Source organism: Novosphingobium clariflavum (genome assembly GCF_026420865.1).
GTDB lineage: Bacteria > Pseudomonadota > Alphaproteobacteria > Sphingomonadales > Sphingomonadaceae > Novosphingobium > Novosphingobium clariflavum.
This window is the reverse complement of the sequence record NZ_JAPCWC010000004.1, coordinates 326115-351341: the sequence shown is the minus strand read 5'-3', so window position 1 is coordinate 351341 and position 25227 is coordinate 326115. Positions and strand designations below refer to the sequence as shown.

Below are 25227 nucleotides of genomic sequence, written 5' to 3'. Positions count from 1 at the left end.
GCGCTTGAGGATCGACAAGCTGCTCTGGTTCCTGCGCCTCACCAAGACCCGGCCGCTTGCCCAGAGCCTCGCCGAATCCGGCCATCTGCGAATCAACGGCAAGCGGATCGAGCGGGCCCACCAGAAGGTCGTCTGCGGCGATATCCTCACCCTGCCGACAGCGCAGGGTGCAAGGGTGATAGAAATCCTATCGCTTCCCGAACGCCGCGGCCCTGCCCCCGAGGCGCAGTCCTGCTATAGAGTGCTTGACGCGGGGCCCGCTGATCCCATAGCAGCGGCCAACCGCAACGAGGCCGTCTAAGAGGAATACGCAGCCATGACCTATGTCGTCACCGACAATTGCATCCGGTGCAAGTACATGGATTGCGTCGAAGTCTGTCCGGTGGACTGCTTCTACGAGGGCGAGAACATGCTGGTGATCAATCCCAGCGAGTGCATCGACTGCGGCGTCTGCGAGCCTGAGTGCCCCGCCGAAGCGATCCTGCCCGATACCGAGAGCGGCCTCGAGCAGTGGCTCGAACTCAACGCCAAGTATTCCGCCGAGTGGCCGAACCTGACCACCAAGAAGGACGCGCCGGCCGATGCCGACGCCATGCGCGGCGAAGAGAACAAGCTCGAAAAGTATTTTTCGCCCGAACCCGGCGAGGGCGACTGATCTTACCCCGCTCTGGCGTCCTGGAGGAGACCGGAATCCTCGCGGTTTCCTTCTGACCAGAGGCACTTGCGACCAGATCCTGTACCGCGCATGGGTATCCCCGCGTGGTGCAGGGTTAATTCTGCGTACGGCTCTGGTAATTTTATCACATCGGTGCTATATAATCGTTCGACTGCCCGGGCTCCCCGCCCGTTTTGGCAGCCGTTTTCATTGCGAGGCAGGGTTCGAAAGCAGACGGTTGGGAGAGTGATCTGACCGGGCGGCGGAGACTATTGTCTCCATTGTCGCACCCCCCGGGTTTCTCCCAGGCCGTAGGTAAGGCAAAGAACCTGCAGGTGAAAGGACGATAAATGGCAACCAAGGCCGATGCCTTCGATGTTGGAGATTACGTCGTTTATCCCAAGCACGGCGTGGGCCGTGTTATCGAGCTCCAGAAGCAGGAAATTGCCGGGATGCAGCTCGAGCTTTATGTGCTTCGGTTCGAAAAGGAACGCATGACTCTGCGCGTTCCCATGAACAAGGTCGAAGCCATCGGGATGCGCAAGCTGTCTTCGGACAAGACTCTGCGCGAAGCACTCGACACGCTCAAGGGTAAACCCAAGGTCAAGCGCACCATGTGGTCGCGCCGCGCCCAGGAATATGAAGCCAAGATCAATTCGGGCGACCTCGTGTCGATCGCCGAAGTGACCCGTGACCTGTTCCGTGCCGACGACCAGCCCGAGCAGAGCTATTCCGAACGCCAGATCTTCGAGGCCGCTTCCTCGCGCCTCGCGCGCGAACTGGCGGCCATGGAAAAGACCGACGAACAGGGCGCGCTCAAGAAGATCCTCGCGATCCTCAACGAGTATGCTCCCAAGTACTACGAGAGCGCCGAAGCCGTCTGATCCTCGATCGGAACGGGCATCGCTCGATTTCAGGAAGGGCCGCTCCCGCAAGGGGGCGGCCCTTCCTTTTGCCCCCAGCCCCGGCGCTGGTATTCATTGTCCTGTCAGCCGCGACGTGACAGGTTCGCCGCCATGACCCGCTCCTTGCGCACCCCGTTGATCCCGCTCGCCCTCCTCGCGCTGCCGCTGGGCGGCTGCGTCAGCACTGTGGGCGCCGTGGTGACGGCGCCGGTTCGCATCGCCGGATCGGCGGTCGACATGGCCACCACCAGCCAGTCCGAAGCCGACGAGAAACGCGGTCGCGCCATGCGCAAGCGGGACGAGAAGCTTGGCAAGCTCGAGCGCCAGTACCAGCGCCACCTCAAGGAATGTGATCGCGGCGACCGCGATGCCTGCACCAAGGCCCGCGACGACTACGCCGAAATCCAGTATCTGACGCCGGCCGCCACCCCGCGTACCCCGCCGCGGCGCTGACCCGATTCAGGCCGCGGCGCGGCGCAGGCGGTCGTTGATCGCGGCACCGATTCCGCCTTCCGGCACCGGTGCCACCGCGATGCGCGGGAAATCGGCGGCGGCGCCTTCGTGCAGCAGCGCATAGAGCCGCGAGGCCGCTTCGGCGAGGTCGCCCGAAGCGGAGAGCGAAGCATGACCAGCCACCGCGCCGAAACCGATGTGAAACTCGTCCGCCTCGGCGTCCAGCGCATCGAGACGCACCGGTTTGCCGGGCGCGTAATGGCTGGCGAGTTGCCCCGGCGCCTCGATTTCCTGTGACGTCACGGCGTCAGGATCGGTGCCGAGAATCGCACGAATCCGCGCTTGCGGGATCGGACCGGGGCGCAGCACCTGCCAGCGCCCATCCCCGCGCAAGGCGACGATGGTCGATTCCAGCCCTGCCTCGCAGGCACCGCCATCGACCACCGCATCCACCCGCTCCCCAAGCGAGGAAACGACATGCTCCGCCGTGGTCGGACTGACGCCGCCGCTGCGATTGGCCGAAGGCCCGGCCAGCGGCAAACCGCAGCGCGCGATCACCTCGCGCATCACCGGATGGGCCGGACAGCGCAGCGCCACCGTGGGCAGCCCCGCGGTCACCGCAGGCGCGATCGCCGCCCCCTCTGCCAGCGGCAGCACCATCGTCAGCGCCCCGGGCCAGAACGCCGCAGCCAACGCCTCGGCGCGTGGATCGAAGCGGGCAACGGCGCGCGCGCCCTCGATGTCGGCGACGTGGACGATCAGCGGATTGAAGCTCGGCCGCCCCTTGGCGCGGTAGATCGCGGCAACGGATTCGTCCCGATCCGCCCTGGCGCATAGGCCATAGACCGTCTCGGTCGGAATCGCGACAAGCCCGCTCGCCCGCAGCAGTTCGGCGGCGCGGGCAAGCCCTGCGGAATCGGCGGCGAGGCGTTCGGGTCGACTGGTGCGCTCCATGCCCCGGCGCTATAGCGCGTCGCGAGGAAAGCCAAGGAAAACCGCGAAAATGAGCTTTAATCCCCCCAGCATCGATCAGGTTCTTGCCCTGCGCGTCAACGCCGGGCTTGACGCGCTTGCCGAAACCGAGCGCTTTGCCGCCGCCAGCCCCGACGTGGTCGAAGCCGTGGTCGAAGGCGCCGGACAGTTCGCGGCGGGCGAATGGGCCCCGCTCAATCGCCTGGGGGACACCGAAGGCGCACGCCTCGTCGATGGCAAGGTGGTGCTGCCGGAAGGTTTCGCCAAGGCCTATAGCGACTTCGTGGAAGCCGGCTGGAATTCCATTTCCGCGCCCGAGGCATTCGGCGGACAGGACCTGCCGCAGTCGCTCGCCGTCGCGGTGATGGAATGCATGGGCACCGCCAACATGGCCTTCTCGCTGCTGCCGATGCTGACCGTGGGCGCGATCGAGGCGCTGATTCACCACGGCAGCGAAAGCCAGCAGGCGACCTATCTGGCCAGGATCGTCAGCGGCGAATGGTCCGGCACGATGAATCTCACCGAACCTCAGGCCGGTTCCGACGTCGGCGCGCTGCGCAGCACGGCCGTGCCGGTCACCGAAGGCCCGCACGCCGGCAAGTACCGCATTGCCGGGCAGAAGATCTTCATCACCTGGGGCGAGCATGACCTTGCCGAAAACATCGTCCACCTGGTGCTGGCACGCACCCCCGGCGCGCCGGCAGGATCACGCGGGATCTCGCTTTTCGTGGTGCCCAAGTACCATGTCGAGGCCGACGGCACGCCCGGCGCCCGCAATGACCTCAAGGTCGTCAGCCTCGAACACAAGCTCGGCATCCACGCCTCGCCGACTTGCGTGATGAGCTACGGCGACAACGGCGAGTGTATCGGCGAACTGGTCGGCGCGGAAAACGAGGGCATGCGCTGCATGTTCACGATGATGAACAACGCCCGCATCAATGTCGGTGCCCAGGGTGTGCAGATCGCCGAACGGGCCATGCAGCAGGCGATGGCCTACGCTAACGAGCGCGTGCAGTCCGCCCGCGCGGGCTCGGCCGACAAGGCCCCCGTCGCCATCGTCGAGCATCCCGACGTGCGCCGCACCCTGCTGCGCATGCGCGCGCTGACCGAGGGCGGCCGCGCCCTGCTCTACTACGCCACCGGCCAGCTCGACCGCGGCGGCATGGGTGACAGTGCCGCCCAGCAGCGCGCCGAACTGCTGGTGCCGCTGGTCAAGGCCTGGTGCACCGACCTGGGCGTGGAAGTGGCCAGCCTCGGCATCCAGGTCCACGGCGGCATGGGTTTCATCGAGGAGACCGGCGCCGCACAGCACTACCGCGATGCCCGCATCGCCCCGATCTACGAAGGCACCAACGGCATCCAGGCCGCCGACCTCGTCACCCGCAAGCTCGGCATGGAACAGGGCGGCGTGCTCTTCGCCCTGATGGACGAGATCGCCGCCGAGGGCTCCGCCCCGCTGCAGGACCTCGCACAGGGCTGCAAGGCCACGGCTGAACGCTTCATCGCCGGTTCGCTCGACGACCGTCTGGCCGCCAGCGTCCCCTTCCTCGAAGCCTGCGCCGTGGCGGTGGCGGGCTGGCAGCTCGAACGCCAGGTCGCGGCGCTGCCCGCGCTGGACCTCTCCGCCAGCTTCACCAAGCGCAAGCAGGTGGTGGCCCGCTATTTTGCCCAGCACATCGTGCCGGCAGCCATGGGCGCACTCGCACAGGCCGCCAGAGGCGCGGACCTGCTCTATGACCTCACCAGCGAGGAACTGACTGCGTGACCGACCAGATCGACGTCCTGACCCGTATTGCCGCCGCTCTCGAACGCCTGGCGCCGCCCCCCGCCCCCGCCGCCGACTGGCTGGCCCATCCGGCCTATGTCTGGACCGGCAGCGAGGCCCGCGCGGTACCGGTGCTGGAAGCCCCGGCGCTCACCATGCTGCGCGGCATCGATGCCCAGAAGGAACGTGTCGTCACCAATGTCGAACGGCTCGCCCAGGGCCACGCCGCCCACGACATGCTGCTCTGGGGCTCGCGCGGGATGGGCAAGTCGGCGGTGATCCGCGCCGCCATCCGCGCGGCGCAGGACCTGCATCCGGGCCGCATCGCGCTGGTGCAGGTCGCGCAGGAAGCGCTCCACGGCGTCACCGCGCTGTTTGCGCTGCTGGCGCGGGTGGACCGCCAGTTCCTCGTCTACATCGACGATCTCGGCTTCGAGGAAGGCGACGGCACCGGCCCGCGCCTGCTGCGTTCGTGGCTGGAAGGCGGCGTCGAGGCGCGTCCGGCCAATGTCCGCCTTGCCGTGACCTCGAACCGCCGCGCCATCGTCGGCCGCACGATGAGCGAGCAGGACGATCCGATCAACACCCGCGACGTGGTGGACGACCGCCTCGCCCTGGCCGACCGCTTCGGCCTGTCGATTGGCTATCACAACTGCGACCAGCCTTCCTATCTCGCGATCATCCACGGCTATGCCGAACAGTACGGGCTGGAATTCGAGGAAAGCGACGCGCTGGAATGGTCGCGTCGGCGCGGGGCCCGCTCGGGGCGCGTGGCCTGGCAATATGTCACCGAACTGGCAGGGCGCACGGGCAAGGTCGTCTGAATCGAAAACGGGGGGCCGATGGCCCCCCGTTGTCATTTCCATGCAGGTCTGCCGGTCAGGGCAGCACGCGGTCCGGTCCCTTCTTGAAACCGGCGATCGTGTCGACGCCAGGAACCGTGGGATCCTTCAGTTCCTTGAGCGGCTTCATGTGCTCGGTCTCGACCGCCGTGATCGCGGCGGCCGGCTTGGCCCCCGGCGCATTGACGCGCCAGATCATGCCCGCCGTATCGTCGCTGACCAGCAGGCTGCCGGTCTTGTCGAAGGCCAGCCAGGTCGGGCGGCCGCGCGTGTGCGAGGCGTCCTTGAGGAAGCCCGAGAGCACCGGAATCGGCTTTACGTCCTTGGGATTGCCGTTCTTGTCGAAGGGCACGAAGACCACGTCGTAGCCCACCGCCGGGCGGCGGTTCCACGAACCGTGGCGTGCCACGAAGGCACCGTTGGCATACGTGTCGCCCAGCACGATGCCGCCCTTGGCAAAGACCATGCCCAGCACCGCCGCATGGGCACCCATCGCGTATTCGGGCTTGCGGGTATATTCGAGCATGTAGGTCTGCATCGGCCACTGGACGCGGTCGTCGAAGGTGGTCTTCCAGTAGATCCACGGCCAGCCATACTGCGAGCCGACCGGAACGCTGGTCAGATAATCCGGCACCAGATCGGGGCCGAGTATGTCGCGCTCCTGCACGGTGGCCCAGAGTTCTCCCGTCGAGGGATTCCAGCCCATGCCGTTGGGATTGCGCATGCCGGCCGCGAACTGGCGGACCTTGGCGGTCGCGACGTCGATCTCCCAGATCGCCGCACGGCCGGACTCGGCCTCCATGCCGTTGTCGGCGATGTTGGTGGCCGAACCGACGGCAACGTAGAGATGCTCGCCGTCCTCGCTCATGAGCAGGTTGCGCATCCAGTGATTGCCGGCCGCCGGCAGGTCCATCATCTTGCGCAGCGGTTTGCCGACCAGCTTGGTCTCGCCGGGGGTGAAGGCGAATTCGAGCACGGCGTCATGGTTGGCGATGTAGAGCTTGTCGTCGCGGTAGGCCATGCCCGAAGGCGAATGCATGTCCGCGGTGCGGAAGTCCGCGCGGGTCTCGGCCTTGCCGTCACCATCGGCATCGCGCAGCAGCACGATCTTGTCGGGCGACGGCACGTCGGCACCGACCTGGCTGAACATCCAGCCCATCACCATGCCGGTGATGCCGCTGGGCTTGTTTCCGGCAGGCGCATTGGCCTCGGCCACCAGCACGTCGCCATTGGGCAGGGTCAGCATCGTGCGGGGATGGTCCAGGCCTTCGGCGAAGCGGCTGACGGCCAGACCCGGCGCCGCCGTGGGCTTCTCGCCCTGAGCCCAGCCCACCGTACTCACCAGCTTGACGCTGGGAATGGTCTGCGGATCGGCCTCGACCAGCTTCGGGTCCTTGCCCGTCGTCGCGTCGAGCGGCAGGTCGGACGTGTTGGAATACTGCGCCCAAGCAATCACCCCGACAACGGCGAGGACGATCAGCAGCAGGACGACGGCGACTTTGATGAGTATCGAGCGCATGGCGCATGGAATAAGCCTGCACCGGCTAGGCGGCAACAAGGACTTGGAGTAACCCCGGCGTCATGTACGACTTCGCACCCAAGGGCGGCACGCCCAAGCCCGAACTCTATGGCGAACTTGCCGAGGCAGCGCAGGCACTGGTCGCCGGCGAGCCCGACCCGGTCGCCAACATGTCCAACCTCGCCGCACTGCTCTGGCAGTACCTGCCCGACCTCAACTGGTCCGGCTTCTACCGCAACGTCGAAGGCGAACTGGTGCTCGGGCCCTTCATCGGCAAGCCTGCCTGCATCCGCATCCCCTTCGGCCAGGGCGTCTGCGGCACGGCGGCACAAAGCGGCGAGACCCAGGTCGTGCCCGACGTCCACGCCTTCCCCGGCCATATCGCCTGCGATGCGGCAAGCCGCTCGGAACTGGTGGTGCCGGTGCTGCGCGAGGGCAAGGTGATCGCGGTGATCGACCTCGACAGCCCCCTGCCCGGCCGTTTCGACGCTGAGGATGCTGCGGGGATCGAGCGTTTCGCGGCGGCGGTTGCCGAGGCGATTTAATTCAATTCGATCAATGTTTTGAAGAATGACGCAGGGGGTCAACACCCCCTGCCCCCCCCTTACCGTCTTCGTCGCGCCTCGCCTATCGGTGGCGCAGCCCATTGCAGAGACTGGCGCCCCCAGGGCGTTCAATGACCAAGCGCTGCAATTCAAGCTCAACCGATCGTGCGAGACGCGACGAAGACGGTAATGGGGTCTGGGGCCGATGGCCCCAGAATCATCCTCTTTTCTTAGAGCAGTTTCCGATCCGATTGCATCGGATCAAATGCTCTAAGATTTTAGTTTTACGCGTTTTCCGAGTCATCAGGTGATTCCACCTGATTAGAAAACGCTCTAAATGGCGCCGCCGGTCAGACGCTGACACACCAGATCGAGCTGATCGAGCGTCGCGTAACGGATCGTCACCGTCCCCGACTTGGGATCGGCATCGGCGCTGATCTTCACCGGCATGCCGAGGAATTCCTCGAGGTGGTTCTGCACGGCGGCGATGTCGGCGTCCTCGGTGGCGCTGCGCGCCGTACGCGCCCGGCGCGGTGCCACGTCGCCGCGCAGCTTCTTGCGCACCAGCTTCTCGACGTCGCGCACCGACATCTGCTTGCCGATCGCGGCCTCGGCGATTTCCTCGGCATCGTCGCAGCCGATCAGGGCACGCGCGTGCCCCATCGACAGGCTGCCATTCTCGACTTTCGCGATCACGCCGTCAGGCAGTGCCAGCAGGCGCTGGAAGTTGGCGATATGACTGCGGCTCTTGTCGACCATGCGGGCGATCTCGGCCTGGGTCATGCCTTCGAATTCGGCCAGGCGGTTGTAGGCGCGCGCCTCTTCGATGGGGTTGAGATCCTCGCGCTGGAGGTTCTCGATCAGCGCCAGCGCCATGACCTCACGCTCGGTGAGCTCACGCACCAGCGCTGGAATCTCGTGCAGCTGCGCCTTCTGCGCGGCCCGCCAGCGGCGTTCACCGGCAACGAGCTGATAGCCGCCCCGCGGCATCGGCCGCACGATGATCGGCTGAATGACCCCGCGATGCGCGATCGAGGCGGCAAGTTCCTCCAGCGCTTCCTCGTCGAAGATCCGGCGCGGCTGATCGGGATGCGGGGTGATGTCGGAAATCGCCAGGACAGCAAGCCCACCCGCCCGCGTCGCGGGCGCACCAGCGCTCTCGCCGCCCGCCGAAAGCGGTTCCTCGCGCCGGGTTTCACCGAGCAACGCCCCCAGGCCGCGCCCCAGCCCCTTGGGCTTCTGACGGACCGGCGATGGCTTTTCCGCAGCTACAGCGTCCTGCTGGGGGACGCCGACGATGGATTCTTCGCTCATGCCGCTTTCCTCTTCTCGGGCAGTCGGGTGATCAGTTCGCGGGCAAGCGCCATGTAGGCGCGGCTGCCGGCACAGGTGTGGTCATAGATGAGAGCCGGCACGCCGTGGCTCGGCGCTTCCGACAGGCGCACGTTGCGCGGGATCGTGGTTTCGAACACCAGCGAGCCCAGCACCGAACGCACGTCTTCGGAGACCTGGTCGGTCAGGCGGTTGCGGCGGTCGAACATGGTGAGCGCGATGCCGATGATGCCAAGATCGGGGTTGAAGCGCTGCTGCACCCGCTCGACGGTCTGCAGCAGCTGGCTCAAACCTTCGAGCGCGAAGAATTCGCACTGCAGCGGCACCAGCAGGGTATCCGCCGCCGTCAGCGCGTTGAGCGTCAGCAGGCCCAGCGAAGGCGGGCAATCGATCAGGCAGACGTCATAGCCCAGATCGGGGCGCAGCTGCGTGCGCAGGCGATTGGCGCGGTCTTCGGCGTTGACCAGTTCGATCTCGGCGCCCGAGAGGTCCACCGTCGCCGGCAGCAGGTCGAGGCCGGGAATCTTGGTTTCCATCACGCATTCGGCAACCCGGGCGCGATCGACCAGCACGTCATAGGATGAGGCGGTTCGTTCCGCTGCGGAAATGCCGATCCCCGTCGAAGCGTTGCCTTGCGGGTCGAGGTCGATCAGCAGCGTTTTCCAGCCAGTGGCGGCGAGCGCGGTGGCGATGTTGATCGCCGTCGTGGTCTTGCCGACACCGCCCTTCTGGTTGGCAATCGCGATACGGATCACTTGGTCTTACCCTTCCCGCCGGCCAGCGTGCCGACAATGATGCCCGCTTGCGGATCCGTCAGGGACTGTTCCACGTGGAACACATGCCGCCATTTGCGAAGGTCGTCCAATTCTTGCTGTGCGGACCGCCCTTTGGGCAACAGCCAGACCGTGTCGCTTGTGGAAAACCGCGCGGATAAGGTGAGGAGTTTTTCCAGCGGCGCAAAAGCGCGCGCCGAGATCACGCGCGCCTCACGTGTTTCTACCAGTTCCAGACGCTGGCCAAGCACCCTCGCCTTGTCGAGCCCCATCGCCAGTCGGGCGCGATCGAGCCACTCGATTCGCCGCGCGCGCGATTCGACCATCAGCACTTCGCACTCGGGACGCAGCGCCGCGATCACCAGACCGGGGAAACCCGCGCCGGTGCCGAGGTCGATCCAGGGCGACGATGTTCCACGTGGAACATGCGGCAGCAGCTGGGCACTGTCGACGATGTGTCGCAGCCAGACCTGATCGAGGCTGGCGGCCGATACCAGATTCTGCCGGGTGTTCTCTTCGGCCAGCATGCGGACCAGAATCTCCAGCCGCTCCTGCGCGGCCTGGTCGTATTCGGGCAGAGCGCGCAGCCAGTCACGCGCTTCGTCTTCAGTGGAAATCACGCTGCTTCCTTGCGGGCATGGACAAGCAGCGCGGCAAGCGCTGCGGGAGTGATTCCGGGAATCCGACCAGCGGCGGCGAGCGTTTCCGGTCGCGCCCTGGTCAGTCGCTCGACCATCTCGCGCGAGAGGCCGGGAATCTCGGCATAGGGAAAATCGTCGGGGAGCGGCAGGGATTCGCTCGCACGCAGATCGCGCAGCTCGCGTTCCTGCCGGTCAAGGTAAGGCGCATAGGCTGCATCCTCGGCCAGTTCTTCCGCCAGTGCGGAATCGGCGAGATGCGCGCTGGCGATCCATGGCGAGAGCCCGGCCAGATCGACACCGCCGAACCGCAACCACTCGCGAATGGGCAGACGGCCGGCGTCGGGACGGACCGGCAGGCCCGCCTGCGCCATTTCGGCAGAGGCTACGGGCGCATCAAAAGCCGCTTCCAGTTCGGCGCGCGCTTCCAGGCGGCGGGCGAACCATTCCCGTCGAGCCGGGCCGACCGCGCCGGCATCGATAGCCAGCGGTGTCAGCCGGGTGGTGGCATTGTTGGCGCGAAGGCGCAGACGGTACTCGGCGCGCGCGGTGAGCATGCGATAGGGCTCGCTCACACCGTGCAGGGTGAGATCGTCGATCATCACCGCCATGTAGCTGTTGGCCCGGTCCAGCGGAGCAGGCTCTCGGCCCAGGACCGCAGCGGCTGCATGCATGCCGGCGACCAGCCCTTGCGCCGCGGCTTCCTCGTATCCGGTCGTGCCATTGATCTGACCGGCACAATAGAGACCGGCCATCTCGCGCAGTTCCAGACTCGTGCGCAGCGCCCTGGGATCGATGTGATCGTACTCGACCGCATAACCGGGGACGACCATCTCCACCCGTTCCAGCCCTTCCATCGTGCGCAGCATGTCCAGCTGAACGTCGGCGGGCAGCGAGGTACTCACGCCGTTGGGATAGACCAGCGGATTGTCGAGGCCCTCGGGCTCAAGGAAAATCTGGTGGCCGTCACGGTCGGCAAAGCGGTGAATCTTGTCTTCGATCGAAGGGCAATAACGCGGTCCCTGTGCCCCGATCGCGCCCGAGAACAACGGCGAGCGATGGAGGTTGGAGCGGATCACTTCATGCGTGCGCGGGTTCGTCCGCGTGATCGCACAGAACACCTGCGGCACTTCGCGGCGCTGCCCCATGGCCGACATCGTCCAGGGATCGACATCGGAGGGCTGCTCGCCCAGCCGCGCCCAGTCGATCGTGCGACCATCGAGACGCGGCGGCGTCCCCGTCTTAAGGCGGGCCATCGGCAGCTTGGCCTCGCGCAATTGCGCCGCCAGCTTCTGCGCCGAGCTTTCGCCGATCCGGCCACCGACCATGCGTTCCTCGCCCCGGAACAGAGTCCCGCCAAGGAAGGTGCCGGTGCAGAGCACGACCGCGCGCGCATCGAGGCGAGAGCCATCGGCCAGATCGATGCCGACCACCCTGCCCTGCTCCATCACCAGCGCGGCGGCTTCGCCCGCGACCAGAGTCAGATCCCCCTGCTCTTTCAGCATCCGGTGGATCGCCGCCTTGAACAGCTTGCGGTCGGCCTGGACACGCGGGCCCTGCACCGCGCTGCCCTTCGAGCGATTGAGCATGCGATAGTGAATCGCCGCCGCATCGGCCGCCCGGCCGATGAGTCCGTCAAAGGCATCGACCTCGCGCACGAGGTGGCCCTTGCCCAATCCGCCGATGGCAGGATTGCAGCTCATCGCGCCGACGGCGTCGATGTCGAAGCTGACAAGCGCCACGCGCGCGCCCATGCGAGCGGCCACGGCCGCTGCCTCGCAGCCGGCATGGCCGCCGCCGATCACGATCACGTCGAAGGAATGCATCCAACGCGCTTACTCGAAAGCGGGAATCAGGTCAAAGGTGTGTTCCACGTGGAACACACTGCATTCACTTGCCGATGCAGAACCGTCCGAACAGGGCATCGAGCATGTCCTCGGTGGTCGCCCGGCCGATCAGCGCATCGAACGCCACACGCGCCAGACGCAGCGCCTCGGCCACCAGCAGCGGATCACTCTCCCGTCCCGCTGCGGCGAGCGCCCGTTCCGCTTCGCCGACAAGAGCATGCTGACGCGCATTCAAAGCCGCGTCGCCGGGACGCGGCATCGCCTTGCGTGCCGTCTCGACAAGATCAGTGCGCAGAGCGTCCATGCCCTCACCGGTCACCGCCGAGATCCGGTGGCGCGCCTCAGCCTTGTGTTCCACGTGGAACACATCGGCCTGAGCGGCGATCTCCCACGCCGCCTCCGGCCCCTCCCCTTCCGGCCCGAGCCAGAGTACGAGGTCCGCCCGGTCCAGCGCATCGCGGGCGCGCGAGATGCCGATGGCCTCGATCACGTCACCCGTCTCGTCCCGCAGCCCGGCCGTATCCCCGAACAGGAACGGCACGCCGCCAATCGAGACGGCGCGCGTCAGCACATCGCGTGTGGTGCCGGCAAGCGGAGACGTGATCGCCGCCTCGTCCTCCACCAGCGCATTGAACAGAGTGCTCTTGCCCGCGTTGGGCGGCCCCGCCAGCACCACCCGGTAGCCCTCGCGCAGCGCCTCGGCTCGCGGCCGGTCGAGCCAGGCCGAAAGTTCTCCGCGCAGATCGGCAAGCTGGGCGATGAAGTCCGCAGGCAGATCGGCAACGTCATCCTCGTCGCCAAAGTCGAGCACCGCCTCGACCGAAGCCGAAGCGCGCAGCACCCGGTCGCGCCATTGCTCGACCTGCCGCGAGAAGGCGCCGCCCGCCATCGCCAGCGCCGACCGGCGCTGCAGTTCGGTCTCGGCGGAGAGCAAGTCCGCCAGGCCCTCGGCCTCGGCGAGATCGATCCGGCCATTGGCGAAGGCGCGGCGGGTGAATTCACCCGGAGTTGCGCGGCGCAACTTCGGCAGTTGGGCCAGTTCCGCCTCGACGGCGGTGACCACCGCCCTGCCGCCATGAAGATGAAATTCGGCCAGGTCCTCGCCGGTGGCCGTCGCCGGTCCCGGGAACCACAGCACCAGCGCCTGGTCGAGCACGGCCCCTTCGCGGTCCCGCAGCACGCGGTAGCGCGCCCGGCGGGGTTCGGGCAGCGCCCCCGCCAGAGCGGACAGGGCAGCCCCGGCCTCGGGGCCGCTCACACGAATGATGGCAATGGCAGCCGGCGGTGCACCGCTCGACAAGGCAAAGATGGTGGAGGCGGAGACGGTGTCAGACATGGACCCCGCCTAGCCCGAGCGGCTCCGCTCGTGAAGGCTCAGTTGTCCTTCTTGGGCTTGCCACCCTGCGGATTGAGCACGCCGCTCAGCGCCATGGCGGCACCGCTTTCCATCAGCTGCTGAAACAGCTTCAGCCCGAATTCGCCCATCGGCGCGACCTGCTTGGTCAGTTCCTGAAGCTGATCGACGCTGCCGACGCCCTGCATCGCCTTGCTCAGCGCATCGACATAGACCTCGTTGGCCTTGGTCACATCGGGCAGGCCAAGGAAGCGGCGGGCCTCTTCGGGCGAGCATTCTACCTCGACATTGACCTTCATCACCGCGCTCCCGCTTGGAATTTCTGCATCATAGCTGGCACAGTGCGCTGGCAAAGTCCATCGCCCGGGCCTACCTCCGACAAACGGTTCCAAAGACCCGAAGGTTCTCAGGAGACTCCCCATGACCAACACCGAAATCCCCACGCTCGACGGCAAGGGCCTGATTCCCGCTTACGTCGCCCGCCCCGAAGGCACCCCGCGCGGCGCGATCATCGTCCAGCAGGAGATCTTCGGCGTCGATGCCGGTATTCGCCAGAAGGCCGATGGCTGGGCCGCCAAGGGGTATCTCGCGGTCGCCCCCGACACCTTCTGGCGCCAGAAGCCCGGTGTCGAACTCAGCCCTTATGACGAAGGCGAGTTCAAGCAGGCGATCGACTACATGATGGGCCATGACTTCGATCTCGGCATTCGCGATCTCGAGGCGGTGATTCACTGGATCCGCCGCGACCAGGATGTGGCCAAGGTCGGCCTCGTCGGCTTCTGCATGGGCGGCCGGATCGCCTACATGGTCGCCGCGCGCACCGACATCGATGCCTCGGTTGGCTATTACGGCGTGATGATCGACCAGATGCTGAACGAGAAGCACGCGATCGCCCGTCCGCTGATGCTGCACATTCCCACCGCCGATCACTTTGTCGACACCGCCGCACAGAAGGCGATCCACGACGGGCTCGATGACCATGCCCGGGTCACCCTCTGGGACTACGAAGGGCTCGACCACGGCTTTGCCGCCGAGATCGGCGCCCGCCGCGACGAAGCCGGCGCTGCCCTGGCGGATGGCCGAACCGAGGCGTTCTTTGCGGAGCATATCGGCTAAACCGCGATGACCCTTGCCCCGCGCTACGCCGTCCCGCTCGTGGTCGTGTCTCTCACAGCCGCCTGCTGGTTCCTTCCATGGTGGCGCGGGGCCCTGTGGCTCATGGTGCCGGTCCTACTGCTGACCCTCTGGGACTTCGTGCAGGGCCGCCACGCATTGAGGCGCAACTATCCGCTCATCGCCCGTATGCGATGGCTCTTCGAAGACCTGCGCCCCTACCTGCGCGCCTATATCGTCGAGGGTGACCGCGAAGGCCGCCCCTTCACCGTCGAGGAACGCAGCCTCGTCTATGCCCGCTCGAAGGGCGAGAACGACTCGCATCCGATGGGTACCGAGCTCGACGTCTATTCCGACGAATACGAATGGCTCGGCCATTCGATCGCCCCGAACGAGAATGCCGCCCGGGACTGGCGCGTGAAGATCGGCGGCGAGCATTGCAGCAAGCCTTACGAAAGCGCCCTGCTCAACATCTCGGCGATGAGCTTCGGCTCGCTCTCCGCCAATGCGATCGAGGCGCTCAACAAGGGTGCGGCCCTGGGCGGATTCGCACATGACACCGGCGAAGGTTCGATCAGCCCCTATCACCGCACGTATGGAGGCGATCTGATCTGGGAACTGGGCAGCGGCTATTTCGGCTGCCGCCACCCGGACGGCACTTTCGATCCCGACCTCTTTGCCCGGCAGGCTGAGAGCGATCAGGTGAAGATGGTCGAGATCAAGCTCAGCCAGGGTGCCAAGCCCGGCCACGGCGGTGTCCTGCCCGGCCCCAAGGTCACGCAGGAAATCGCCGAGACACGCAAGGTGGAAGCCGGCAAGGACTGCCTCTCCCCCGCCGCGCACTCGGCCTTCTCGACACCGATCGAACTGCTCGAATGGATTGTGCAGCTGCGCACCCTGTCGGGCGGCAAGCCCGCCGGCATGAAGCTCTGCGTCGGCCAGCCGCACGAGATCATGGCGCTGGTAAAAGCGATGATCGAAACCGGAATCACCCCGGACTTCATCGTCGTCGACGGTGCCGAGGGCGGCACCGGTGCGGCGCCGCAGGAACTGACCGACAATGTCGGCATGCCGCTGCGCGAAGGGCTGATGCTGGTGCGCAATGCCCTCGTCGGCGCCAACCTGAAGGACCGGGTGCGGATCGGTGCATCGGGCAAGATTCATTCCGGCGCCGGCATGGCCCGCGCCTTCGCGCTGGGCGCCGACTGGTGCAATGCCGCGCGCGGCTTCATGTTCGCGCTGGGCTGCGTGCAATCGATGAAGTGCCATACCGGCGCCTGTCCGACCGGGGTCGCCACCCAGTCGCTGTGGCGCCAGCGCGGCCTGGTGGTCGAGGACAAGGCCCAGCGTGTCGCCCGCTTCCAGAAGGAAACGCTCAAAGCCCTGCGCGAGATCGTCGTCTCGATGGGTTACGACAGTCCCTGGGACCTCAACCAGCACGACATGTACCAGCGCATCGACAGTGCCAAGGCCGGTCCGCTCGATGAGGTCTATCCCTTTCTCAAGCCCGGCGAGCTCCTCGCCGATCCCGACTCCACGCCTTACGCACGCGCGTGGAAGGTGGCGCGGGCGGATACCTTCCGCCGCGTGTTCTGAAGGACCCCAATCTGATGACTACCGGATACCGGATGATCGCCCGCCAGCATGGCGGCCCCGACGTGATCGAACGCGAAGACTTCACCGTGCCCGCCCCCGGCATCGGCGAGATCGTCATCGAGACCGAAGCCGTCGGCCTCAACTTCATCGATACCTATTACCGCAAGGGCCTCTATCCCGATCCCTTGCCGATCAGCCTCGGCTCCGAAAGCGTCGGGCGGATCATTGCGCTGGGTGACGGCATTGCGGACTTCGCCATCGGCGACCGGATCGGCACCACCAGCGCCGGCGGCGCCTATGCCACGCACCGGTTGCTGAAGGCGGACAAGGCCATGCGCATCCCGGAGGGAATCGCCCCCGAGATCGCCGCTGCCGTCATGCTCAAGGGCCTGACGGCCTGTTATCTTGCCGAAGATACCTTCCCCGCCACCGCCGGCCATATCGCACTGGTGCATTCGGCCGCGGGCGGTGTCGGTTCGCTGCTGGTGCCCTGGCTGCTCGACAAGGGCGTCACCGTGATCGCCCATAGCGGTTCGCCGCAAAAGGCCGCAGGAGTCCCCGGCGAGCATTCGCTGTCCTGCGATTTCAATGATTTGCCTGAGAAGGTCCGCGAAATCACGTCCGGCGCGATGTGCCATGTCGTCTACGACGGGGTCGGCGCGTCTTCGTGGAACGCCTCGATCGCCTCGCTGCGTCGGCGCGGGCTCATGGTGACTTATGGCAATGCCTCGGGCCCGGTAGCGCCGCTGCCCCCGCTCGACCTCATGCGCGCCGGTTCGCTCTATCTCACCCGCCCGACTCTCGCCGATTATGTCGCCACGCCCGAGGAACTGGCGGTGAGCGCGAAAAAACTGTTCGACCGGATCGCCAATGGCGTCCTGTCGCCCCGGATCGGGCAGACCTTCCGGCTCGAGGATGCCGCCGAGGCCCACCGGGCCCTGGAGGCGCGGGCGACGACGGGGTCCACCGTCCTCGTTCCCTGAACACCAAAAAGGGCCCGGGAGTCTTGCTCCCGGGCCCTTCCCTGTTTCTGGATCACATCAGGGTGATGATGCCCAGCTGCGGATCGATCCAGCCTTCGTAGATCATCTTCACCGCCACGTAGAGGATCACCACCAGGCCGATCCAGGCGATCCAGCGGTAACGCTCGATGTACCGGGCGATGAAATTGGCCGCGACGCCCATCAGCGCCACCGCCACGATCAGGCCGACGATCAGGATTCCGGGATGATCGCGCGCCGCCCCTGCCACGCCCAGCACGTTGTCGATCGACATCGAGATGTCGGCCACGGCAACGGAAATCGCCGCTCCGGCAAAACTCTTGGCCGGATTGACGCCGGAATGCTCGTCCCCCTCGATCTCGGGGGAACCCTGCGAATGCTCGCCGCCGCGGATCTCGCGGAACATCTTCCACGCCACCCACAAGAGCAGCAGTCCGCCCGCGAAGACCAGGCCGACGATGCCCAGCAGCCAGGTCACCACCAGCGCAAAGCCGATGCGCATGACCAGCGCCGCGATCACACCGATGGCGATCACCTTCTTGCGCTGCTCTGCCGGCAGTCCCGCGGCCAGGGCGCCGACGACGATGGCATTGTCGCCCGCCAGCACCACGTCGATCATCAGCACCTGCAGGAACGCCGACATCGCTGCCGGCGTCCCCAGGTTCGAGAAATCGGTGACGATATGGTGCCAGATCCCCGCCGGACCGCCCATCGCGGCGGTCGCGGCAAGAGTATCGAGAATGCTCACGCCCCCCGATCCTCGCTTACTGGTTCATCGTCGAGAAGAAGTCCTCGTTGGTCTTGGAGTCCTTCATCTTGTCGAGCAGGAACTCCATCGCGTCGACCGTGCCCATCTGCATGAGGATACGGCGCAGGACCCACATCTTGGTGAGCTGGTCCTTGGGAACCAGCAGTTCTTCCTTGCGCGTGCCCGACTTGCCGACATCGAGCGCCGGGAAGATGCGCTTGTCCGCCACCTTGCGGTCGAGGACGATTTCCGAGTTACCGGTGCCCTTGAACTCTTCGAAGATGACTTCGTCCATGCGGCTCCCGGTGTCGATCAGCGCGGTGGCGATGATCGAGAGCGAACCGCCTTCCTCGATGTTGCGCGCGGCACCGAAGAAGCGCTTGGGGCGCTGCAGGGCGTTGGCGTCGACACCGCCGGTCAGCACCTTGCCCGAGCTTGGCACCACGGTGTTGTAGGCGCGGCCGAGACGGGTGATCGAGTCCAGCAGGATCACGACGTCACGCTTGTGTTCCACGAGGCGCTTGGCCTTCTCGATCACCATTTCGGCGACCTGGACGTGGCGCTGGGCGGGTTCGTCGAAGGTCGAGGAGATCACCTCGCCCTTCACGCTGCGCTGCATGTCGGTGACTTCTTCCGGGCGCTCGTCGACGAGCAGCACCAGCAGGAAGACTTCCGGATGGTTGTCGGTGATGGCCTTGGCGATGTTCTGCAGCAGCACGGTCTTGCCGGTGCGCGGCGGCGCCACGATCAGGGCGCGCTGGCCCTTGCCCTGCGGGCTGATGAGATCGATCACGCGGGCCGACTTGTCCTTGACCGTCGGGTCCGAGGTGTCGAGCTTCAGGCGCTGGTCGGGATAGAGCGGCGTCAGGTTGTCGAAGTTGACGCGGTGGCGCACCACGTCGGGATTGTCGAAGTTGACGCTGATGAGCTTGGTGATCGCGAAATAGCGCTCGCCGTCCTTGGGGGCGCGGATTTCGCCTTCGACGGTGTCACCCGTGCGCAGGCCCCATTTGCGGACCTGGTTGGGCGAGACGTAGATGTCGTCGGGACCGGCAAGGTAATTCGCCTCGGGGCTGCGCAGGAAGCCGAAGCCGTCCGGCAGCACTTCGATCGTGCCCTGCCCGATGATTTCCTCACCGTCCTCGGCCACTTCCTTGAGAATGGCGAACATCAGGTCCTGGCGGCGCAGCGTCGATGCGCCTTCCACGCCCAGTTCCTCTGCCATTTCGACCAGTTCGGCCGACGATTTCTTCTTGAGTTCCTTGAGATGCATTTTTCTGGTTTCCGAATGGAAAATGTATGGAGGTCGGCCGGCGGATCGGATGGGCTTGGGGAAAGCGGATCCGGGCAGGAGAATGGGCTCGCCGCCCTGTGCCGGGACAGCGCTCGAATAGGGATTATACGGCTTTGGGTCAACGCGCGATCCACAGGGCGGACGGCGTCTGCGCCCAATGGATCGCGCGCGGCGCGCCCCGGTCGACGGTCCCGCGCCGCCTTCGGCGCGGGCGCAGGGGTCAGAAGGGTTTGACCACCGCGAGAATGACGATGACCACGGCGGCGAGGCCGGGAATCTCGTTGAGCAGGCGCAGCTGCTTGCCGGTCAGTACCCGTTCGCCCTTGGCCAGCTTCTTCGCATAGCCGACCAGCCAGCCGTGGTAGCCGGAAAGACCCAGCACGAACAGCAGCTTGGCATGCAGCCAGCCCTGGCTCCAGGCACCGATCGAGAAGGCCGTGGCCAGGCCGAAGATCCACACCATGATCAGCGAGGGCGTCAGGATGATCTTGCGCAGCTTCGCCTCGCGGTCGATCCAGCGCGCCGCTTCCGCCGAACCCGGCTCGGCTTCCTGGTGATAGACGAAATAGCGCGGCAGCATGAACAGACCGGCCATCCAGAAGATCACGAAGATGACATGTCCGGCTTTCAGCCAGAGATAGAGCATGGAGAGCGTTTCCTGCATCGGCGCGCGGAGTCTCGTTGGAGCGGCAGTGGGAGGGCGATCGCGCCTCTCCTGCACCCTCGCCCCGCGCGGTTCAAGGTGATTCCAGTGGGTTGAAGCCCTCCCTGACGCGGGAGGGCCTCGCTCAGCGCGACCAGCCGCGCACGATGCGCAGCAAGGCCTCGACGTTCTCGATCGGCGTGAACTGACCGATTCCGTGCCCGAGATTGAACACGTGCGGCCGGTCGGCAAAGGCATCGAGCACGCGGCGCGCGCCGGTCTCGAGGTCCTCGCCGCCCGCCAGCAGCAGCAGCGGATCGAGATTGCCCTGCACCGGCATGCCCTGCGGCAATGCGCGCGCAGCCCAGACGGGGTCGATCGTCTCGTCGATTCCGACCGCGTCCACCCCGGTCTCGCGGGCATAGGCGGGCAATTTTTCGCCGGCCCCCTTGGGGAAGCCGATGATCGGAGTCTCGGGATGGCGCGCCTTGATCGCGGCGACGATGGCGGCATTGGGCGCGATCACCCATTGCTCGAACTGCGCGGGCGAAAGCGAGCCTGCCCATGAATCGAACAACTGCACGGCCTCAGCCCCGGCCTCGATCTGGCCTCTGAGATATTCGACAGTCACCCCCACGATAGCCTGAATGATCTCCGCAAAGGCCGTAGGGTCGCGATAGGCCATGGCGCGGGTCTCATGCTGGTCCCGGCTGCCTTCGCCCGCGCACATGTACGTAGCGACCGTCCAGGGGCTTCCTGCAAAGCCGAGCATCGTCTTGTCGGCATCGAGGGCGGCGCGAACCTTGCGCACGGTCTCGTAGATCGGAGTCAGCCGCTCGGGCACGGCGGAAAGGCCGCCGAGGGCGCTGTCGACCAGGCGCGGCGAGAGCTTGGGGCCTTCGCCGGCGAGGAACTGAAGGTCCTGGCCCATCGCGTAGGGCACGATGAGGATGTCGGAGAACAGGATCGCACCGTCGAATCCGAAACGGCGGATCGGCTGGAGCGTGATCTCGGCCGCAGCGTCGGTGTCATAGACGAGCGCGAGGAATCCGCCCTTGTCGGCGCGCAGGGCGCGGTACTCGGGAAGGTAGCGACCCGCCTGGCGCATGAGCCAGATCGGGCGCTTGCCCGGGTTCGTTTTGCGCAGGGTGTCGAGAAGAAGGCCAGGCATCGAGATTCAGGTCCAGTCCAAAAAAATAAGATTCTTAAAAGGATGATAGAGTCTGTTGGTCCTGTGGATATCGGGGACGGCTGAACCCTGCCCGATTTATCCCGGGCTGAACAGGTTCAAGAGTCATCCGCGACTCTCCGTAGAGTCTGAGTCAAAGATTCTTTATCCCGGTTTCCCACAGGCTGTGGGCCGGTTTTGAATCTTGTTTAAGACTCACCCCATTGAATCGGTTCAACGGGGAGGAAAACGGCCTCGCGAGTTGTCACCGTATCCATCCCGTGGTTTATGCCGGGACATATCCACAGAGCCTCTGTGGACCCCCTGAAAACCGCGAAAAAGGCCGAAAATGGCGCGTTTCCACCTTCACCTTCTTTCGGATTCCACCGGCGAAACGCTGGAAATGATCGCCAAGGCCGCGCTCGCCCAGTTCGACGATTCCGATGTCCTTCGCCACTTCTGGCCGATGGTCCGCTCGCAGCAGCACCTCGACAGGATCATGGGCGAGATCGCCGCCAATCCCGGCCTGGTGTTCTTCACCCTGGTCAACGAGGAAACCCGCGGGCGGCTGGAGGAGCGCTGCCAGCAGCTCGGCCTGCCGGCGATCGCGGTGCTCGACGGGGTGACCGACGCGCTCGAAGCCCTGCTCGGGCAGGAAGCCAAGGGCCGTCCGGGCCGCCAGCACCGGCTCGACGATGCCTACTTCGCGCGGGTCGACGCGATCCAGTTCACCATTGCCCATGACGACGGCATTGCCTGGGAGGACTGGGAAGAGGCCGACATCGTGCTGGCCGGGGTATCGCGGACCAGCAAGACGCCGACCTCGATCTACCTCGCCAATCGCGGCTACAAGGTCGCGAATATCCCCATCGTCGTGGAAAGCCCGCCGCCGCCGCTGCTCTACGGGCTGAAGCGGCCGCTGGTCGTCGGCCTCACCACCGCGCCCGAGCGCCTGATCCAGATCCGCCGCAACCGCCTGCTCTCGCTCAGCCAGTCGCCCGACACCGACTACGTGAAGAGCGATAGGGTCGAGGACGAACTGAAGTATGCCCGGCGCATGTTCGCGGACAATTCCTGGCCGGTGATCGACGTGACCCGTCGCTCGATCGAGGAAACCGCGGCGGCAATCATCAATATCTACAACGAACGGAAGGCCGAGGACGCACAGGCGCGCGACATCGGCGGCCCGGTCTGATTTCCAGGAACCAGCGATGATCGTACTCGCCTCCCAGAGCGCCTCGCGCCGTGCCATGCTCGAAGCGGCAGGCATCGCCTTCCGGACCCAGCCTGCCGATGTGGATGAGCGGTGGATAGAATCGGGATTGGCGGGGGCCAGCCCGGCCGAAGTGGCGCTGGAACTGGCCAAAGCCAAGGCCTTGGCGGTATCCACTGCCCTTGCCGGGCAGATGTCCACAGCCGGTTCCGGCGAACTGGTTCTGGGCAGCGATTCCCTGGTCGAATGCGGCGGCCGCCGGTTCGACAAACCGGCCAGCCGCGAGGCGGCGGCCGAGCATCTGCGGTTCTTCTCGGGCAAGACGATGAATCTCCACAGCGCCGCGGCGCTGGCACGCGGCGGCGAGATCGTCTGGGCGCAAGACGCCGTGGCGTCACTTCACGTCATCCCCATGTCGAATCGTTTCATCGAGCATTACCTCGATGCCGAATGGCCCGAAGTGGCCGGCTGCGTCGGCGTGTTTCGCATCGAGGCGCGCGGCGTGCAGCTGTTCGAGAAGATCGAAGGCGATTATTTCACCATCCTCGGCATGCCGCTGCTGAAAGTGCAGGCGGCGCTGCGCCGTCTCGGAGAGATCGAACAATGACCGTAAGCGGGAACGCGCCGGAGCCCGGCACCCCTTATGCCGAAGTGATCGGCGATCCCATCGCCCAGTCGAAGTCGCCGGTGATCCACGGATTCTGGCTGGAGCAGCTGGGCATCGCGGCCCGCTACGCGCGCTGCCTCGTCACCGCCGAAGGGCTGGCCGCCTATCTCGCCGCCCGCCGCACCGATCCGGACTGGCGCGGTTGCAACGTGACGATGCCGCACAAGCTGGCGATCGTGCCGCTGCTCGACCGGCTCGATCCGCTGGCGGCCCGGATCGGCGCGGTCAATACCGTGGTGCGCGAGGCGGACGGCACGCTGACCGGTTACAACACCGATGCGCCGGGCTTCCTCGAGCCGCTGGAATCGCGCCTTGCCGAGACGCACCTGTTCCGCATGGCGCGGGTGCTGGGCACCGGCGGCGCCTCGCGGGCGATCGTCGCGGCGCTGGCCGAGCGCGGTTTTGTCGTGGTGCTGGCCGGGCGCGACCCGGACAAGGCCCGCGCGATGCTGGACGAGCTCACCGCTCAGAAGGACCATCACGCGATTCACCTCGGCCACTTCGCCGCGCCTACCGATTTTGCCTTTGACGACCGCGCGCAGTGTTTCGACCTCGTCGTCAATGCCAGCCCGCTCGGCATGACCGGGCAGGAGGCCCTGCCCTTCGATTTCACCCACGCGCCTCCGGGCAGCGTGGTCTACGACATCGTCACCAGCCCGCGCGACACGGCCTTCCTGCAGGCGGCGCGCGCGGCGGGATTCGCCACGGTCGATGGCCTGGCGATGCTGATCGGCCAGGCCGACGTCGCCTTCTCTCACTTCTTCGGCGTGAAGCCGCCGCGCGATGCGGCGAGCGACGAAGAGCTGCGCCGCCGGCTGGAAGCGTGACCGGCAGCGACAGAGCCGGCCCGAAGATCCTCGGCCTCACCGGCTCGATCGGCATGGGCAAGTCGACCGTGGCGGCGATGATGCGCGAACTGGGGGTTCCGGTCTTCGACGCCGATGCGGCGGTGCATGAACTGCAAGGTCCGCAAGGGGCCTTGCTCGGCGCGATCGAGGCGGCCTTTCCCGGCACCACCGGGCCGCAGGGGGTCGACCGCGCCCGGCTGGGCGCGGCAGTGTTCGGCAACCGCGAGGCGATGGCGCGACTCGAATCGATCGTCCACCCCGCGGTCGCGGTCAAACGGCAGATTTTCCTAAGGGAAAATGCCGATGCGCCCCTAGTGGTTTTCGATATTCCGCTGCTCTACGAAAAAGGCGGCCACGAAGGGCTCGACGCCGTGGCCGTGGTCTCCGCCCCGGCCGATGTGCAGCGCGCCCGCGTGCTGGCAAGGCCCGGCATGACCGAGGAGAAATTCGAACAAATTCTGGCACTTCAGGTGCCGGATGCGGAAAAACGCAGGCGTGCCGACCATGTCATCGACACCGGCCTGTCGCATGCAGGAACACGGGAAGAGGTGGAGCGCATCCTGCGCGCGTTGGGTCAACCGGAATAATCGTTCCCGGGGCCTTGCGAAGCCGTCCCGGCAGGCAGATATGAGAACAGATGCGAGAGATCATCTTCGATACCGAAACCACGGGATTCGACCCCAAGAACGGGGACCGACTGGTCGAAATCGGCTGCATCGAGATGGTCAACCGGGTGCTGACCGGGCGTAGCTACCACGCCTATTTCAACCCCGAACGCACGATGCCGGCCGAGGCCGAGGCGGTGCACGGGCTGTCCGACGCCTTCCTCGCCGACAAGCCGCTGTTCGCGCAAGGCGCGCAGGATTTCCTCGACTTCATCGAGGACAGCCCGATGATCGCGCACAATGCCGCGTTCGACTTCAACTTCATCGATCACGAACTGGAGCGGATCGGCCTGCCCAAGGTCGACCGTGCGCGCATGGTCGATACGGTGGCGCTGGCCAAGGTGCGTCACCCGGGCGCCAAGCTTTCGCTCGACGCGCTTTGCACGCGCTACGGAATTGATCGAAGTCATCGTACCAAGCACGGCGCGCTTCTAGACGCGGAACTGCTGGCGCAGGTCTACGTTGAACTGCGCGGTGGTCGCCAGATCGGTCTCGAACTGGGGGCCGAAACCACTGAAATCGTGGCGGAAGCCAAAGTCCTTGTGCGCAAGGACCGCCCCTTCCGCCAGCCGCGTCCCCACGCGGCTACCGAAGCGGAACTTTCTCTTCACGGGGAGTTTCTCAAGTCGGTCGATACCCCGCTCTGGGGTGAATGATATCATAGCAGAAGG

At 65.9% G+C, this 25227-nt stretch carries 27 protein-coding genes; 15 read left to right on the top strand and 12 right to left on the bottom strand.

The window, feature by feature from the left end:
* Positions 1-4: 4 nt before the first annotated feature.
* From OKA11_RS07870 to OKA11_RS07855, 4 genes are all read left to right on the top strand, one after another.
* Positions 5-301 carry an RNA-binding S4 domain-containing protein gene (locus OKA11_RS07870; RefSeq protein WP_142636631.1) on the top strand — a complete coding sequence of 99 codons (297 nt, stop codon included), beginning with the start codon at positions 5-7 and terminating at the stop codon, positions 299-301.
* Between the two features lie 15 nt (positions 302-316).
* Positions 317-655 carry a ferredoxin FdxA gene (fdxA, locus tag OKA11_RS07865; RefSeq protein WP_142636629.1) on the top strand — a complete coding sequence of 113 codons (339 nt, stop codon included), beginning with the start codon at positions 317-319 and terminating at the stop codon, positions 653-655.
* Positions 656-1005: 350 nt separating this feature from the next.
* Complete coding sequence (locus tag OKA11_RS07860; RefSeq protein ID WP_142636627.1) at positions 1006-1539, top strand: CarD family transcriptional regulator; 534 nt, start codon at positions 1006-1008, stop codon at positions 1537-1539.
* A 132-nt stretch (positions 1540-1671) separates the two neighbouring features.
* Positions 1672-2013, top strand: a complete 342-nt coding sequence (locus OKA11_RS07855; protein ID WP_267219660.1) for a hypothetical protein — start codon at positions 1672-1674, stop codon at positions 2011-2013.
* A 6-nt stretch (positions 2014-2019) separates the two neighbouring features.
* Here the strand turns inward: OKA11_RS07855 and OKA11_RS07850 are convergent, their stop codons facing one another.
* The gene (locus OKA11_RS07850; RefSeq protein WP_267219659.1) at positions 2020-2967 is read right to left on the bottom strand and encodes an L-threonylcarbamoyladenylate synthase; all 948 of its coding nucleotides are present in this window, start codon (positions 2965-2967) and stop codon (positions 2020-2022) included.
* Between the two features lie 49 nt (positions 2968-3016).
* Between OKA11_RS07850 and OKA11_RS07845 the strand changes: the two genes are divergently transcribed.
* Both OKA11_RS07845 and OKA11_RS07840 read left to right on the top strand, forming a co-directional pair.
* Positions 3017-4750: an acyl-CoA dehydrogenase gene (locus OKA11_RS07845; protein ID WP_267219658.1), complete on the top strand. Its 1734-nt coding sequence runs from the start codon at positions 3017-3019 to the stop codon at positions 4748-4750.
* Positions 4747-5574, top strand: coding sequence for a DUF815 domain-containing protein (locus OKA11_RS07840; RefSeq protein WP_267219656.1), 828 nt, complete (start codon positions 4747-4749; stop codon positions 5572-5574). The genes OKA11_RS07845 and OKA11_RS07840 overlap by 4 nt, the downstream gene beginning before the upstream one ends.
* A gap of 55 nt (positions 5575-5629) precedes the next feature.
* Here OKA11_RS07840 and OKA11_RS07835 read toward each other — a convergent pair whose 3' ends face one another.
* On the bottom strand, positions 5630-7111 hold the full coding sequence (locus OKA11_RS07835) for a PQQ-dependent sugar dehydrogenase (RefSeq protein WP_267219654.1): 1482 nt from the start codon (positions 7109-7111) through the stop codon (positions 5630-5632).
* A gap of 62 nt (positions 7112-7173) precedes the next feature.
* Here OKA11_RS07835 and OKA11_RS07830 point away from each other — a divergent pair, with 62 nt between their 5' ends.
* Entirely contained in the window at positions 7174-7656 is a 483-nt protein-coding gene (locus OKA11_RS07830; protein WP_267219653.1) for a GAF domain-containing protein, read from the top strand.
* Positions 7657-7989: 333 nt separating this feature from the next.
* Here the strand turns inward: OKA11_RS07830 and OKA11_RS07825 are convergent, their stop codons facing one another.
* The 6 genes from OKA11_RS07825 to OKA11_RS07800 all read right to left on the bottom strand — a co-directional run bounded on the left by OKA11_RS07825 (position 7990) and on the right by OKA11_RS07800 (position 13899).
* The gene (locus tag OKA11_RS07825) at positions 7990-8970 is read right to left on the bottom strand and encodes a ParB/RepB/Spo0J family partition protein (RefSeq protein ID WP_267219651.1); all 981 of its coding nucleotides are present in this window, start codon (positions 8968-8970) and stop codon (positions 7990-7992) included.
* The gene (locus tag OKA11_RS07820; protein ID WP_142636613.1) at positions 8967-9743 is read right to left on the bottom strand and encodes a ParA family protein; all 777 of its coding nucleotides are present in this window, start codon (positions 9741-9743) and stop codon (positions 8967-8969) included. Before OKA11_RS07820 ends, OKA11_RS07825 begins: the two co-directional genes overlap by 4 nt.
* Positions 9740-10381, bottom strand: coding sequence for a 16S rRNA (guanine(527)-N(7))-methyltransferase RsmG (gene rsmG, locus OKA11_RS07815; RefSeq protein ID WP_267219650.1), 642 nt, complete (start codon positions 10379-10381; stop codon positions 9740-9742). The genes OKA11_RS07820 and rsmG overlap by 4 nt, the downstream gene beginning before the upstream one ends.
* The gene (gene mnmG, locus OKA11_RS07810; protein WP_267219649.1) at positions 10378-12225 is read right to left on the bottom strand and encodes a tRNA uridine-5-carboxymethylaminomethyl(34) synthesis enzyme MnmG; all 1848 of its coding nucleotides are present in this window, start codon (positions 12223-12225) and stop codon (positions 10378-10380) included. The genes rsmG and mnmG overlap by 4 nt, the downstream gene beginning before the upstream one ends.
* A gap of 64 nt (positions 12226-12289) precedes the next feature.
* The gene (gene mnmE / locus OKA11_RS07805; RefSeq protein WP_267219648.1) at positions 12290-13582 is read right to left on the bottom strand and encodes a tRNA uridine-5-carboxymethylaminomethyl(34) synthesis GTPase MnmE; all 1293 of its coding nucleotides are present in this window, start codon (positions 13580-13582) and stop codon (positions 12290-12292) included.
* Positions 13583-13620: 38 nt separating this feature from the next.
* On the bottom strand, positions 13621-13899 hold the full coding sequence (locus OKA11_RS07800) for a DUF6489 family protein (protein WP_142636605.1): 279 nt from the start codon (positions 13897-13899) through the stop codon (positions 13621-13623).
* Between the two features lie 121 nt (positions 13900-14020).
* Between OKA11_RS07800 and OKA11_RS07795 the strand changes: the two genes are divergently transcribed.
* Genes OKA11_RS07795 through OKA11_RS07785 form a run of 3 tightly spaced genes read left to right on the top strand, consistent with a single transcriptional unit; the run spans position 14021 to position 17292 of the window.
* Positions 14021-14716, top strand: coding sequence for a dienelactone hydrolase family protein (locus tag OKA11_RS07795; protein WP_267219647.1), 696 nt, complete (start codon positions 14021-14023; stop codon positions 14714-14716).
* A 6-nt stretch (positions 14717-14722) separates the two neighbouring features.
* A complete protein-coding gene (locus OKA11_RS07790; RefSeq protein WP_267219646.1) occupies positions 14723-16309 on the top strand; it encodes an FMN-binding glutamate synthase family protein in 1587 nt (528 codons plus the stop codon).
* Positions 16310-16323: 14 nt separating this feature from the next.
* A complete protein-coding gene (locus tag OKA11_RS07785) occupies positions 16324-17292 on the top strand; it encodes a quinone oxidoreductase family protein (RefSeq protein WP_267219644.1) in 969 nt (322 codons plus the stop codon).
* A gap of 52 nt (positions 17293-17344) precedes the next feature.
* Here the strand turns inward: OKA11_RS07785 and OKA11_RS07780 are convergent, their stop codons facing one another.
* The 4 genes from OKA11_RS07780 to hemE form a co-directional block, all read right to left on the bottom strand.
* On the bottom strand, positions 17345-18022 hold the full coding sequence (locus OKA11_RS07780; RefSeq protein WP_267219733.1) for a TerC family protein: 678 nt from the start codon (positions 18020-18022) through the stop codon (positions 17345-17347).
* A gap of 52 nt (positions 18023-18074) precedes the next feature.
* On the bottom strand, positions 18075-19331 hold the full coding sequence (gene rho / locus OKA11_RS07775) for a transcription termination factor Rho (protein ID WP_207079598.1): 1257 nt from the start codon (positions 19329-19331) through the stop codon (positions 18075-18077).
* A 241-nt stretch (positions 19332-19572) separates the two neighbouring features.
* Entirely contained in the window at positions 19573-20016 is a 444-nt protein-coding gene (locus OKA11_RS07770; RefSeq protein ID WP_267219643.1) for a CopD family protein, read from the bottom strand.
* Positions 20017-20140: 124 nt separating this feature from the next.
* The gene (hemE, locus tag OKA11_RS07765; protein ID WP_267219641.1) at positions 20141-21166 is read right to left on the bottom strand and encodes a uroporphyrinogen decarboxylase; all 1026 of its coding nucleotides are present in this window, start codon (positions 21164-21166) and stop codon (positions 20141-20143) included.
* 346 nt (positions 21167-21512) lie between these two features.
* Between hemE and OKA11_RS07760 the strand changes: the two genes are divergently transcribed.
* The 5 genes from OKA11_RS07760 to dnaQ are packed head-to-tail and all read left to right on the top strand — an operon-like array spanning position 21513 to position 25212.
* A complete protein-coding gene (locus OKA11_RS07760; protein WP_267219640.1) occupies positions 21513-22358 on the top strand; it encodes a pyruvate, water dikinase regulatory protein in 846 nt (281 codons plus the stop codon).
* Between the two features lie 16 nt (positions 22359-22374).
* Entirely contained in the window at positions 22375-22983 is a 609-nt protein-coding gene (locus OKA11_RS07755; RefSeq protein ID WP_267219638.1) for a Maf family protein, read from the top strand.
* Positions 22980-23870: a shikimate dehydrogenase family protein gene (locus tag OKA11_RS07750; protein WP_267219637.1), complete on the top strand. Its 891-nt coding sequence runs from the start codon at positions 22980-22982 to the stop codon at positions 23868-23870. Before OKA11_RS07755 ends, OKA11_RS07750 begins: the two co-directional genes overlap by 4 nt.
* The gene (gene coaE / locus OKA11_RS07745) at positions 23867-24478 is read left to right on the top strand and encodes a dephospho-CoA kinase (protein WP_267219636.1); all 612 of its coding nucleotides are present in this window, start codon (positions 23867-23869) and stop codon (positions 24476-24478) included. Before OKA11_RS07750 ends, coaE begins: the two co-directional genes overlap by 4 nt.
* Before the next feature lie 50 nt (positions 24479-24528).
* Positions 24529-25212 (top strand): DNA polymerase III subunit epsilon, encoded by a 684-nt coding sequence (dnaQ, locus tag OKA11_RS07740; RefSeq protein WP_267219634.1) that lies wholly within the window; start codon positions 24529-24531, stop codon positions 25210-25212.
* Positions 25213-25227: the final 15 nt, after the last annotated feature.

Coding starts and splice junctions, on each gene's coding strand:
- fdxA (WP_142636629.1), top strand. CDS start 317: ATGACCTATGTCGTCACCGACAATTGCATCCGGTGCAAGTACATGGAT.
- OKA11_RS07860 (WP_142636627.1), top strand. CDS start 1,006: ATGGCAACCAAGGCCGATGCCTTCGATGTTGGAGATTACGTCGTTTAT.
- OKA11_RS07855 (WP_267219660.1), top strand. CDS start 1,672: ATGACCCGCTCCTTGCGCACCCCGTTGATCCCGCTCGCCCTCCTCGCG.
- OKA11_RS07850 (WP_267219659.1), bottom strand. CDS start 2,967: ATGGAGCGCACCAGTCGACCCGAACGCCTCGCCGCCGATTCCGCAGGG.
- OKA11_RS07845 (WP_267219658.1), top strand. CDS start 3,017: ATGAGCTTTAATCCCCCCAGCATCGATCAGGTTCTTGCCCTGCGCGTC.
- OKA11_RS07835 (WP_267219654.1), bottom strand. CDS start 7,111: ATGCGCTCGATACTCATCAAAGTCGCCGTCGTCCTGCTGCTGATCGTC.
- OKA11_RS07830 (WP_267219653.1), top strand. CDS start 7,174: ATGTACGACTTCGCACCCAAGGGCGGCACGCCCAAGCCCGAACTCTAT.
- OKA11_RS07825 (WP_267219651.1), bottom strand. CDS start 8,970: ATGAGCGAAGAATCCATCGTCGGCGTCCCCCAGCAGGACGCTGTAGCT.
- mnmG (WP_267219649.1), bottom strand. CDS start 12,225: ATGCATTCCTTCGACGTGATCGTGATCGGCGGCGGCCATGCCGGCTGC.
- mnmE (WP_267219648.1), bottom strand. CDS start 13,582: ATGTCTGACACCGTCTCCGCCTCCACCATCTTTGCCTTGTCGAGCGGT.
- OKA11_RS07800 (WP_142636605.1), bottom strand. CDS start 13,899: ATGAAGGTCAATGTCGAGGTAGAATGCTCGCCCGAAGAGGCCCGCCGC.
- OKA11_RS07795 (WP_267219647.1), top strand. CDS start 14,021: ATGACCAACACCGAAATCCCCACGCTCGACGGCAAGGGCCTGATTCCC.
- OKA11_RS07790 (WP_267219646.1), top strand. CDS start 14,723: ATGACCCTTGCCCCGCGCTACGCCGTCCCGCTCGTGGTCGTGTCTCTC.
- OKA11_RS07785 (WP_267219644.1), top strand. CDS start 16,324: ATGACTACCGGATACCGGATGATCGCCCGCCAGCATGGCGGCCCCGAC.
- OKA11_RS07780 (WP_267219733.1), bottom strand. CDS start 18,022: ATGGGCGGTCCGGCGGGGATCTGGCACCATATCGTCACCGATTTCTCG.
- rho (WP_207079598.1), bottom strand. CDS start 19,331: ATGCATCTCAAGGAACTCAAGAAGAAATCGTCGGCCGAACTGGTCGAA.
- OKA11_RS07770 (WP_267219643.1), bottom strand. CDS start 20,016: ATGCAGGAAACGCTCTCCATGCTCTATCTCTGGCTGAAAGCCGGACAT.
- hemE (WP_267219641.1), bottom strand. CDS start 21,166: ATGCCTGGCCTTCTTCTCGACACCCTGCGCAAAACGAACCCGGGCAAG.
- OKA11_RS07760 (WP_267219640.1), top strand. CDS start 21,513: ATGGCGCGTTTCCACCTTCACCTTCTTTCGGATTCCACCGGCGAAACG.
- OKA11_RS07755 (WP_267219638.1), top strand. CDS start 22,375: ATGATCGTACTCGCCTCCCAGAGCGCCTCGCGCCGTGCCATGCTCGAA.
- OKA11_RS07750 (WP_267219637.1), top strand. CDS start 22,980: ATGACCGTAAGCGGGAACGCGCCGGAGCCCGGCACCCCTTATGCCGAA.
- dnaQ (WP_267219634.1), top strand. CDS start 24,529: ATGCGAGAGATCATCTTCGATACCGAAACCACGGGATTCGACCCCAAG.